A 10,259-nucleotide genomic window follows, 5' to 3' on the forward strand; every position below is an offset into this window, starting at 1 on the left:
CCCCGGACCGCTCCCCGGCTACTCCTCGACCAGGAGCTTCTCGCGGAGCTGGGCCAGGGTGCGGGCCAGCAGCCGGGAGACGTGCATCTGGGAGATGCCGACCTCCTGCGCGATCTGCGACTGGGTCATGTTGCCGAAGAACCGCAGCAGCAGGATCCGCTTCTCCCGCGGCGGAAGCCCCTCCAGCAGCGGTTTGAGGGACTCGCGGTACTCGACGCCCTCCAGCGCCTCGTCCTCCGAGCCCAGCGTGTCCGCGACCGCCGGCGACTCGTCGTCGGTGTCCGGCACGTCCAGGGAGAGCGTGCTGTAGGCATTGGCCGATTCCAGCCCCTCCAGCACCTCCTCCTCGGAGATCCCCAGCCGCTCCGCCAGTTCGTGCACCGTGGGGGAGCGGCCGTGCTGCTGGGACAGTTCCGCCGTGGCCGTGGTCAGCGAGAGCCGCAGCTCCTGAAGGCGCCGGGGCACCCGTACCGCCCAGCCCTTGTCACGGAAGTGCCGCTTGATCTCGCCGACCACGGTGGGCGTGGCGTACGTCGAGAACTCGACGCCCCGGTCCGGGTCGAACCGGTCCACCGATTTGATCAGGCCGATGGTGGCGACCTGGGTCAGGTCGTCCAGCGGCTCGCCGCGGTTGCGGAACCGCCGCGCCAGGTGCTCCACCAGCGGCAGGTGCATCCGCACCAGCCGGTTGCGCAGCTCCGCCCGCTCCGGTGATCCCTCGGGCAGCTCGCGCAGCTCGAAGAACAGGGCCCGCGCACCGCTGCGGTCCCGCGGATCCGGCAGCGCGGGGGACGCGCCCGGGGCGGCCGGGGCCGTGGCGGCGGCCGCCGGTGGCCGTGATGGTTGTGGTTCCTCGTGCTGGTTCTCGCTCATAGGGCCCGCCCGTCGCTCCGCCGAGTCCAAAAAGCCGTCTTCCGCATCCGCGTCAGCCGGGTGCGGCCGGGCGTGCTGCTGTTCGGGGATGCCCCCGTCGACCTCGTGCCGTACCCGGGGCCGATCCCCGCCCCGCACCGGGATCTCCCCGCCGCTCACACCGGGCCTGGCCCCGCGCCGCGCTGTTTGTAGAGGCTGATGCTCACTGTCCGGTTCTCCTCGACCGTGGCCTCGACCTTGCCGGCCAGCGCCGACAGGACCGTCCACGCGAACGTGTCGCGCTCCGGTGCGCGCCCGTCGGTGGTCGGCGCCGAGACGGTCACTTCCAGCGAATCGTCGATCAGCCGGAAGACGCAGCTGAGGACGGAGCCGGGCACGGCCTGCTGGAGCAGGATCGCGCAGGCCTCGTCCACGGCGATGCGGAGGTCCTCGATCTCGTCGAGGGTGAAGTCCAAACGTGCCGCGAGACCGGCCGTGGCCGTTCGCAGCACCGACAGGTAGGCACCCGCAGCCGGCAGCCGGACTTCCACGAAGTCCTGGGTCCCGGGCTCGCCTGCGATCTGGGACACCCTCACCTCCAAGGTGGTACGAGCTCTGTTCGCCGGTGACGCTACCGCGATCCGGGCGATCGTGTCGCGGCACCCCTCATGGCGCCCGTTTTGGAACGCCAGGGCCGACCCCGCTCCTGTCCCGGTGACTGATGGTAAGCCCACGGGTACGCACAGTGGCTAGGGGTCTGCGGGCCCAAATAAGGGGAACCGGCGGAGGGTTGACCTACCCCGCTTCAGACGATCGAACCGTCGACAAAACACCACCGCCAGCTCTCGCCCGGCTCGAAGCTGCGCATGACGGGATGACCGGTCTCCTTGTGGTGCCCGGTGGCGTGCCGGTACGGGGAGGAATCGCAGCACCCCACGTGCCCGCACACCAGGCACATCCGCAGCTGCACGGGATGACTCCCGATCGCCTCACATTCGGGGCAGGTCGGCCCATGCGGGACAGGCTCGGGGCGCGGCAGTTCGGCAACGTGGGTGCACTCGCTCATGATGGCCAGCGTACGGGTGGGGCGATGAGTGGGGATGGAACGCATGGAGGTATTGCCGCTGGTGGCGCTGGTGGCGGGGAGCGCCGCCGTAGCGGGACTGGCGCGGAGGACGCCGGTGCCCGCGCCGCTGCTGCTGGTCGCCGTCGGTCTGGTCGCCGCGTACGTGCCGGGACTGCCCGCGTACACGCTCGATCCGCACATCGTGCTGCCGCTGCTGCTCCCGCCGCTCCTGCACACGGCCGCGGTGGACAGCTCGTACCTGGACCTGCGGGCCAACGCGCGGCCGATCGCGCTGCTGTCGGTGGGGTACGTGCTCTTCGCGACGCTGGCGGTCGGCTGGGTGACGTACATGGTGGTGCCGGGGCTGACGCCACCGGTGGCGCTGGTGCTGGGCGCGGTGATCGCACCGCCGGACGCGGTCGCGGCGACGGCGATCGCCCGCAGGCTCGGGCTGCCGAACCGGATCACGACCATCCTGCAGGGCGAGTCCCTGGTCAACGACGCCACGGCCATCACCGCCTACAAGGTGGCGCTGGCCGCGGCGGTCGGGGTCGGCGCGGGCTGGGCCGGCGGGGTCGCGGAGTTCCTGCTGGCGTCGGTGGGCGGGGTCGGCGTCGGCCTGCTGCTGATGGTGCCGATCCACCAGCTGCGCACCCGGCTGAAGGAGCCGCTGCTGCAGAACACCCTGTCGCTGCTGATCCCCTTCGTGGCGTACGCGGCGGCCGAACGGGTGCACGCCTCGGGCGTGCTGGCGGTGGTGGTGGTCGCGCTGTACCTGGGCCACCGCAACTGGCAGGTCGACTTCGCGACCCGGCTCCAGGAGGAGGCGGTGTGGAAGGTCGTCGCCTTCGTGCTGGAGTCGGTGGTCTTCGCGTTGATCGGGCTCCAGCTGCCGGTGGTCCTCAAGGGGCTCGGCGAGTACGAGGGCGCGGCCGCCTTCGGGTACGCGCTGGTGGTGTTCCTGGCGGTGGTGGCCGCGCGGTACCTGTGGGTGTTCCCGGCGACCTTCGTGCCGCGGTGGGTGTCGGAACGGATCCGGCTGCGCGAGCCGGACACCGACTGGAAGGCGCCGGTGATCGTGGGGTGGGCCGGGATGCGGGGGGTGGTGTCGCTGGCGATCGCCTTCTCGGTGCCGATGGGCGTCCCGCACCGGAACCTGATCCTGTTCCTCACCTTCACGACGGTCATCGGGACCCTGGTGGTGCAGGGGCTGACCCTGCCCCCGCTGATCCGGATGCTGAAGCTGCCGCCGAGGGACCGGAAGGCGGAGACCCTCGCGGAGGCGCAGGCGCAGAGCGAGGCATCGCGGGCGGCGGAGGAACGGCTGGTGGAGCTGCTGGAGTCGCCGGCGAACAACAGCCTGCCGCCGCCGCTGGTGGACCGGCTGCGGACGGTGCTGGAGCGGCGGCGCAACGCGGTGTGGGAGCGGCTGGGCGAGGTCAACCCGCTGACGGGGGAGTCCGCGGACGACGTCTACCGGCGGCTCGCCGGGGAGATGATCGCGGCCGAGCGGGAGGTGTTCGTGTCCCTGCGGGACGGGCGCCGGATCGACGACGAGATGCTGCGGGGGCTGCTGCGCAGGCTGGACCTGGAGGAGGCGGCGGCCTACCGGGAGGAGACGTGACCCCGCTCCCCTCGCCGGGCGCGGGCTACGGGCGGCCGGTGACGACCGCCGTGAGCGTGGTGCCGCGGGGGAAGGCGCCCGCGCGGGTCAGGGCCGTGAGGGCCCAGAGGAGCTTGGCCACGTAGATCCGTTCCACCGGGAACCCGTGGCGGGACTCGAAGTCGGCGGCGAACTCGTCGAGGGGCGCGGGGATCCGGGCGTAGCCGCCGTGGTCGAAACCCTCGGCCAGGGTCCAGTCGCCGGCCGGCCCACCGAAGGCCCCGTGCTGGAGGGAACGTATCTCCGGGGCCAGGAAGCCCCCCGCCAGGACGGGCACGCCCAGGGCCCGCTGGCCCGGGTCCAGCCCGGCGGCCAGTCCGGCCAGGGTGCCGCCCGTGCCGCAGGCCACCGCCACGACGTCGCAGGCGCCGCGCAGCTCGCGGCCCAGTTCGGCGCACCCCCGCAGGGCGAGCGCGTTGCTGCCGCCCTCGGGGACCACGTACGCGCCCGCGGCCCCGGCCGACTCCAGCAGCCGCCGCAGGGTCTCCGGTTCGGCCTTGCGGCGGTAGTCGGAGCGGGTCGTGAAGTGCAGCCGCATGCCGTCCGCCGCGCAGCGGGCGAGGGAGTCGTTCAGCGGCCGCCCGGCGAGCTCGTCCCCGCGGACGACACCGACCGTCCCCAGCCCGAGCAGCCGGCCGGCCGCGGCGGTGGCCCGCAGGTGGTTGGAGTAGGCCCCGCCGAAGGTGACGAGCCGGTCGTGCCCGGCCCCCAGGGCCGCCCGGAGGTTGGGGGCGAGCTTGCGCCACTTGTTGCCGGGCAGCTCGGGGTGGACGAGGTCGTCCCGCTTGAGGAGGAGCCGGACCCCGTGCGCGGCGAAGCGGTCGTCGGCGGCCTCGACGAGCGGGGACGGCGGGCGGGGGAGCAGCTCGGGGTGGGTCACCCGTCCATTGTCGGGTCAGGACAGGCGCAGGGTGAGGTAGGGGACGGTGTCTCCGGGCAGGAGGTGGCGCTCGGTCTCGGTGAAGCCCTGGGCGAGGGCGAAGCGCAGGCCGTCCTGGTTGGACTCCAGGACGATCGTCTCCACGGCGGCCGGGGAGAGGGCCCGGGCCCGCTCCAGGACGTGGGTGTAGAAGACGGTGCCCAGGCCCCGGCGGCGGTGGTCGGGGAGGATCCGGGCGATCACGGTGGCGGTGTCGTCGTTGTCGGACGCGGGCGGCCGCAGGGTCGCGCAGCCGACCAGCGTGTCGCCGAGGTAGGCGACGTCCAGGCGGTTGCGCACGGCGCGTTCGCGGACCTCGGCGAGGGTGAGGGCGTCCGGAGGGATGATCAGGTTGTGGACGTCGTGCCAGTCGCGGACGGCCTGTTCGTCGTCGGCCGCCACGGGGACGATGCGGAGATCGGTTGACATGGGTGCAGGGGATCCCGGCGGCGGCCGGGGGGTCAACCGGTTTAGATCACTTGAGGCGTTCGGCCACGCGGGCGCGCATCGAGTCCATGGTGAACCCCTTGGGGTCGATCTTCCCGGGCTGCCATTCGAGGTGGCCCAGTACGGAGCGGGAGCCCCAGCCGTGGACCCGGCAGACGGCGGCCGCCGCGCGGGCGACGGCGTCGAGCTGGACGGCCGGCCAGGGGTCCTCGCCGTCGCCGAGGTTCACGCACTCGAAGCCGTAGAAGTGGCGGTTGCCGTCGGTGTCGGCCTGGCGGTCCGGGGGGAGCCGCCGTTCGGCGATCACGGCCGCCAGGACGTCGGAGTCGCCGGCTCCGGCGTGGTTGGCACGGCCGTAGCCGACCAGGTGGACGCGGCCGTCCTTGCCGATGACCCCGTGGCAGAGCGGGCCGGGCAGGTCGGAGTCCCCGTCGCGGCAGAGTTCCACGCTGTAGGCGGTGCCCCGGGTGACGGTGTGGTGGATCATCACCCCGTTCACCGGCCCCCAGGGGCCCTTGTGGTTGCGGTTGTGGGTGCGCCAGGCGCCGACCTCGACGACGGTGAGGCCCTCGGCGCGCAGGGCGCCGAGGAACCGGTCCGCGGACATGGGTACGGACATGGCCGCCTCCTTGTGTGGCGGTGCGCGACGGACACCGTGTGTGTTCGTCTCCTTACGTACCGGTGTAGTGGAGGCGGCTGTTCCGCCGCTAGGGCATTCGTACGGTGTGCGATCCGATCCGGACAGCGGGCATCAGGACGAGGCGAGCCAGAGGTCCGGGCCGAAGACCTCGTAGTGGACGTCCGAGGCGGGGATCCCCTTCGCGACCAGCTGCGCGCGCACCGACCGCATGAAGGGGAGCGGGCCGCACAGGTACGCCTGGGTGCCGGGGGCGACCGGCACGGACTCCAGGTCCACCAGCCCGGTGGCGTCGCCCGGTTCGGCGTCGGCCTCGTACCAGAAGCGGGCCGAGGCGTCGGGGAGCTTGTGGGTCAGGGCGCGGTGGTCGCAGCGGAGCGCGTGGTCGGCCGGGGTGCGGTCGGCGTGCAGGACGGTGACGGGGGCGGCGTGCCCGGTGTCGGCGAGGTGTTCCAGCATCGACAGCATCGGGGTGCAGCCGATGCCGGCCGATGCCAGCAGCACCGGTGCGGCGGAGTCCCGCAGGACCAGGTCGCCGTACGGGGCCGAGACGCGCAGGGTGTCGCCGGTGCGGACCCGGGAGTGCAGGTGGTTCGAGACCTCGCCGTCGGGGCCGCCGGCGGCCGGGCCGTGGACGCGCTTGACGGTGATCGAGCGGAGCGGGGAGCCGGGGGCGCTGGAGAGGCTGTACTGGCGGATCTGGTGGGCCCCGTCGGGGAGTTCGACCTGGACGGAGACGTACTGGCCGGGCCGGAAGGAGGGGGCGGGCGCGCCGTCGGCCGGGGCGAGGCGGAAGGTGGTGCAGTCCGCCGTCTCCTCGACCCGGGCGGCCACGGTCCACTCCCGCCAGACGTCGCCGGCGGTGACCCGCTGCTCGGCGTAGAGGCGTTCCTCGATGGCGACGAGGGCGTTCGCCATCAGCCAGTAGACCTCGTCCCAGGCCTCGGCGACCTCGGGGGTGACGGCGTCGCCGAGGATCTCGGCGATGGCCTCGAAGAGGTGCCGGTGGACGACGGGGTATTGCTCGCGGGTGACGCCGAGGGAGGCGTGCTTGTGCGCGATGCGGTTCAGCATCACGTCGGGGCGGGTGTCCGGGTGCGCCAGGAGGTGGGTCGCGAACGCCGCGACGGAACCGGCGAGCGCCTGCTTCTGGAGTCCGGCGTTCTGGTTGCCGCGGTTGAACAGGTCCCGGATCAGGGCCGGGTGGGCGGCGAACAGCTTCTCGTAGAACAGCTCTGCTATCTCGCCGATGGCGGCTCCGACGGCGGGCAGGGTGGCGCGTACGGTCGCGGTCGACTTCTCGGACAGCATGCGGAGCTCCTCGTAATTGGTATTTGAGATTCATATTCAAGCCCACCGAAGGGTGCCGCCGCGATGCGGACGTTCGTTCGGGAGGCCTCACGGGGTCGGCCCGGGCGGGCGGTACGGCGCAGCTATTCGGCCATTCGGCCCTCGCTGGCGGTGCCTTCGGCCCGGCTCCGGCCGCCGCCCGAGATCCCCAGCAGCAGCGGCCCCGTCGGAGCCGCCACCAGTGCCTCCACCGTGAGCGGGTCCAGGGCGGCGAAGAAGGCCTCCTGGGCCCGGCGCAGCGCGCCGCGCAGGACGCAGGCCCCGCGCAGCGGGCACGGGACCGTCCCGTCGCAGTCCACGACGTCACCGTCCCCCTCCAGCTCCCGTACCAGGCCGCCGACCGACGCGGTGCGTCCGGCGGGGGTGAGCGCGAGCCCGCCGCCGCGGCCGCGCCGCGCCTCGATCAGCCCGAGGTGCTGCAGGCGGGCGACCACCTTGGCCGTGTGGGTGTACGGGACCTCCATGGTCGCCGCCACCTCCCGGGTGGTGGGGAGTTCCTCGTCCTCGACGGCCAGGCGCATCAGGACGCGCAGCGCCAGGTCGGTGAATCGCGTCAGCCGCATGACCCCAGGTTAGAAAACTTGCATCACAGATACAACTTATGGAGCGGAGTGCGGGAAGTGGCCGGAACCGGTGGGGTGTGGAGGGGGTCCTGTGAAGACGTTCAACTCGGAAGGATGCCCAGACCCACACGGAGTAGTCCCACCCTTTTGTGTAATGGTCTCACCACGTTGCGTGCTGGAAGTGTTCCGTCCCGCAGATCCATGGAGTGATCGAAAGGGAAAGACATGTCGGTCCAGGCGGGTTCCGAAGCCGAACCCCAGACACCGCAGCGCAGTCTCGGCACCTCGGCCGCGCGGAACTTGGCAACCACGACCAAGTCCGCGCCGCAGATGCAGGAGATCACCTCGCGGTGGCTCCTGAAGATGCTCCCGTGGGTCTCGGTGCAGGGCGGCGCCTACCGCGTCAACCGCCGCCTGAGCTACTCCGTCGGCAACGGCATCGTGGAGTTCATCAAGACCGGCACCCAGGTCCAGGTCATCCCCGCCGAGCTCGGCGAACTCCCGCTGCTGCGCGACTACGACGACGAAGAGGTCCTCACCGAACTCGCCGCCCGCTGCCGCCAGGTCGACTTCGAAGCCGGTCAGGAGCTCACCTCCTTCGGCAGCCCCTCCGACCAGGTCTTCCTGCTCGCCCACGGCCGCATCGACCAGATCGGCCCCGGCCCCTACGGCGAGGACGCGGTCCTGCGCACCGTCGCCGACGGCGCCTACTTCGGCGAGGGAGCCCTCACGGACGAGGAGGCGATCTGGGAGTACACCGCCCGCGCCGCCACCTCCGGCACCGCCCTCGTCCTCTCCCGCCAGGACTTCCAGCTCCTCGCCGACCGGGTCGACTCGCTGCGCGCGCACGTGGACCAGGCCCGGTCCGCGCCCGTCCAGCGCACCAACACGTACGGCGAGGCCGCGATCGACCTCTCCGCGGGCCACCGCGGCGAAGCCGTCCTGCCCGGCACCTTCGTCGACTACGAGGCCCGCCCGCGCGAGTACGAACTCTCCATTGCACAAACGGTCCTGCGCGTCCACACCCGCGTCGCCGACCTGTACAACCAGCCGATGAACCAGACCGAGCAGCAGTTGCGGCTCACGGTCGAGGCGCTGCGCGAGCGCCAGGAGCACGAGATGCTCAACAACCGCGACTTCGGCCTGCTCCACAACGCCGACTACGACCAGCGCATCCAGCCCCACGAGGGCGCGCCCACCCCCGACGACTTCGACGCCCTCCTCGCGATGCGGCGCGGCTCCAAGATGTTCCTCGCGCACCCCAAGGCCATCGCCGCCTTCGGCCGCGAGTGCAACAAGCGCGGCCTCTACCCGGAATCGGTGGACGTCGGCGGCCACCGGGTGCCGGCCTGGCGCGGGGTGCCGATCTTCCCGTCCAACAAGATCCCGGTCAGCGACGCCCGTACGACGTCCATCCTGTGCATGCGCACGGGCGAGGACGAGCAGGGTGTGATCGGCCTGCACCAGCCCGGCATCCCGGACGAGATCGAGCCCAGCCTGTCGGTGCGCTTCATGGGCATCAGCGAGCAGGCGATCATCTCCTACCTGGTCACCGCCTACTTCTCCGCGGCCGTGCTGGTGCCGGACGCGCTCGGCGTGCTGGAGAACGTCGAGATCGGTCGCTGGCGCTGATGGCCGCGAACGCCCTCGCCGCGGGCGAGGGGCAGGAGGCGGCGGCCCTGCTGGAGCGCACGAGAGAAACGGTCAACCCGGAGCTGCGCAGGACCGTCGAGAGCCTGCCCGGGCCCATGCGGCGGGTGGCGATGTACCACTTCGGCTGGGAGGACGAGGAGGGCCGCCCGACGGACGGCGGTGCGGGCAAGGCCATCCGGCCCGCGCTCGTCCTCGCCTCCGCGCAGGCCCTGGGCGGCCCGCTCGCCGGTGAGCCCGGTGAGCCGGGTGAGCCCGGTGACCCCGCCGGGCGGGGGGCCGTACGGGCGGCGGTGGCCGTGGAGCTGGCGCACAACTTCACGCTGCTGCACGACGACGTCATCGACAAGGACGTCCGCCGGCGCGGGCGTCCCACGGCCTGGACCGTCTTCGGGATACCGGACGCGATCATCACGGGCGACGCGGTGATGGCGCTCGCGCTGCGGCTGTTCGCCGAGGATCCGCACCCGGCCGCGGCGGCCGCCTCCGCCCGGCTCGCGGCCTGCGTCATCGAGCTGTGCGCCGGACAGCAGGCGGACTGCGCCTTCGAACGCCGCCCGGACGTCGCGCTCGACGAGTGCCTGGCCATGGCGACGGCGAAGACCGGGGCCCTGCTGGGCTGCGCGTGCGCCCTGGGCGCGCTCTACGCGGGGGCCGGGCCGGAGGAGGTCGAGGCGATGGACGCCTTCGGCCGGGAGGCCGGGCTGGCCTTCCAGCTGATCGACGACCTGATCGGCATCTGGGGGGATCCGGGGCACACGGGGAAGCCCGCCGGGGCCGATCTGCTCGCCCGCAAGAAGTCCCTCCCGGTCGTGGCCGCCCTCACCTCGGGCACCCGGGCCGGGGCGGAGCTGGCCGATCTGTACGCGGGCCCGATGGCCGGGGACGACGTGCGCGCCGCGGCCCGCGCGGTGGAGCGGGCCGGCGGGCGGGACTGGGCGCAGGCCCATGCCGCCGACCGGATGGGCCGGGCGGTACAGGAGCTGTCCCGGGCCGTCCCGGACCTCGCGGCGGCGGGCGGGCTGCTGGCACTGGCGGAGTTCGTGACGCGCCGTACGAGGTGACCGCGTGGGGGAGGGGCGTACGGGGGGAAGGCGCGTTCCGGCACCGGG

Annotated in this window: 11 protein-coding genes; 3 read left to right on the forward strand and 8 right to left on the reverse strand. The window is 72.6% G+C overall.

All coding sequences use genetic code 11. The annotated features are described in order from the left end of the window. Positions 1-18: 18 nt before the first annotated feature. The 3 genes from AB4039_RS28205 to AB4039_RS28215 all read right to left on the reverse strand — a co-directional run bounded on the left by AB4039_RS28205 (position 19) and on the right by AB4039_RS28215 (position 1,918). The gene (locus tag AB4039_RS28205) at positions 19-1,017 is read right to left on the reverse strand and encodes an RNA polymerase sigma factor SigF (RefSeq protein ID WP_442272117.1); all 999 of its coding nucleotides are present in this window, start codon (positions 1,015-1,017) and stop codon (positions 19-21) included. An 11-nt stretch (positions 1,018-1,028) separates the two neighbouring features. Then, a complete protein-coding gene (locus AB4039_RS28210; RefSeq protein WP_266842211.1) occupies positions 1,029-1,442 on the reverse strand; it encodes an anti-sigma regulatory factor in 414 nt (137 codons plus the stop codon). 215 nt (positions 1,443-1,657) lie between these two features. Continuing rightward, entirely contained in the window at positions 1,658-1,918 is a 261-nt protein-coding gene (locus AB4039_RS28215) for a UBP-type zinc finger domain-containing protein (RefSeq protein WP_266842213.1), read from the reverse strand. 43 nt (positions 1,919-1,961) lie between these two features. Here AB4039_RS28215 and AB4039_RS28220 point away from each other — a divergent pair, with 43 nt between their 5' ends. Further along, entirely contained in the window at positions 1,962-3,542 is a 1,581-nt protein-coding gene (locus tag AB4039_RS28220; protein WP_266844027.1) for a Na+/H+ antiporter, read from the forward strand. Positions 3,543-3,567: 25 nt separating this feature from the next. Here the strand turns inward: AB4039_RS28220 and AB4039_RS28225 are convergent, their stop codons facing one another. The 5 genes from AB4039_RS28225 to AB4039_RS28245 all read right to left on the reverse strand — a co-directional run bounded on the left by AB4039_RS28225 (position 3,568) and on the right by AB4039_RS28245 (position 7,497). After that, entirely contained in the window at positions 3,568-4,461 is an 894-nt protein-coding gene (locus AB4039_RS28225; protein WP_442272113.1) for a 1-aminocyclopropane-1-carboxylate deaminase/D-cysteine desulfhydrase, read from the reverse strand. A 15-nt stretch (positions 4,462-4,476) separates the two neighbouring features. Beyond that, positions 4,477-4,929, reverse strand: a complete 453-nt coding sequence (locus tag AB4039_RS28230) for a GNAT family N-acetyltransferase (protein ID WP_266842216.1) — start codon at positions 4,927-4,929, stop codon at positions 4,477-4,479. A 46-nt stretch (positions 4,930-4,975) separates the two neighbouring features. After that, the gene (locus tag AB4039_RS28235; protein ID WP_266842217.1) at positions 4,976-5,566 is read right to left on the reverse strand and encodes an N-acetylmuramoyl-L-alanine amidase; all 591 of its coding nucleotides are present in this window, start codon (positions 5,564-5,566) and stop codon (positions 4,976-4,978) included. 132 nt (positions 5,567-5,698) lie between these two features. Further along, positions 5,699-6,895, reverse strand: coding sequence for a globin domain-containing protein (locus AB4039_RS28240; RefSeq protein WP_442272114.1), 1,197 nt, complete (start codon positions 6,893-6,895; stop codon positions 5,699-5,701). Between the two features lie 122 nt (positions 6,896-7,017). Then, positions 7,018-7,497: an Rrf2 family transcriptional regulator gene (locus AB4039_RS28245; protein WP_266842220.1), complete on the reverse strand. Its 480-nt coding sequence runs from the start codon at positions 7,495-7,497 to the stop codon at positions 7,018-7,020. 225 nt (positions 7,498-7,722) lie between these two features. Here AB4039_RS28245 and AB4039_RS28250 point away from each other — a divergent pair, with 225 nt between their 5' ends. Next, positions 7,723-9,129 (forward strand): family 2B encapsulin nanocompartment shell protein, encoded by a 1,407-nt coding sequence (locus tag AB4039_RS28250; protein WP_266842221.1) that lies wholly within the window; start codon positions 7,723-7,725, stop codon positions 9,127-9,129. Next, positions 9,129-10,211, forward strand: coding sequence for a family 2 encapsulin nanocompartment cargo protein polyprenyl transferase (locus tag AB4039_RS28255; RefSeq protein WP_266842222.1), 1,083 nt, complete (start codon positions 9,129-9,131; stop codon positions 10,209-10,211). The genes AB4039_RS28250 and AB4039_RS28255 overlap by 1 nt, the downstream gene beginning before the upstream one ends. The last annotated feature ends 48 nt before the right edge of the window (positions 10,212-10,259 follow it).

The organism is Streptomyces sp. M-16, from assembly GCF_052114405.1.
Classification (GTDB): Bacteria; Actinomycetota; Actinomycetes; order Streptomycetales; family Streptomycetaceae; genus Streptomyces.

Coding starts and splice junctions, on each gene's coding strand:
- AB4039_RS28215 (WP_266842213.1), bottom strand. CDS start 1,918: ATGAGCGAGTGCACCCACGTTGCCGAACTGCCGCGCCCCGAGCCTGTC.
- AB4039_RS28220 (WP_266844027.1), top strand. CDS start 1,962: ATGGAGGTATTGCCGCTGGTGGCGCTGGTGGCGGGGAGCGCCGCCGTA.
- AB4039_RS28230 (WP_266842216.1), bottom strand. CDS start 4,929: ATGTCAACCGATCTCCGCATCGTCCCCGTGGCGGCCGACGACGAACAG.
- AB4039_RS28235 (WP_266842217.1), bottom strand. CDS start 5,566: ATGTCCGTACCCATGTCCGCGGACCGGTTCCTCGGCGCCCTGCGCGCC.
- AB4039_RS28240 (WP_442272114.1), bottom strand. CDS start 6,895: ATGCTGTCCGAGAAGTCGACCGCGACCGTACGCGCCACCCTGCCCGCC.
- AB4039_RS28245 (WP_266842220.1), bottom strand. CDS start 7,497: ATGCGGCTGACGCGATTCACCGACCTGGCGCTGCGCGTCCTGATGCGC.
- AB4039_RS28250 (WP_266842221.1), top strand. CDS start 7,723: ATGTCGGTCCAGGCGGGTTCCGAAGCCGAACCCCAGACACCGCAGCGC.
- AB4039_RS28255 (WP_266842222.1), top strand. CDS start 9,129: ATGGCCGCGAACGCCCTCGCCGCGGGCGAGGGGCAGGAGGCGGCGGCC.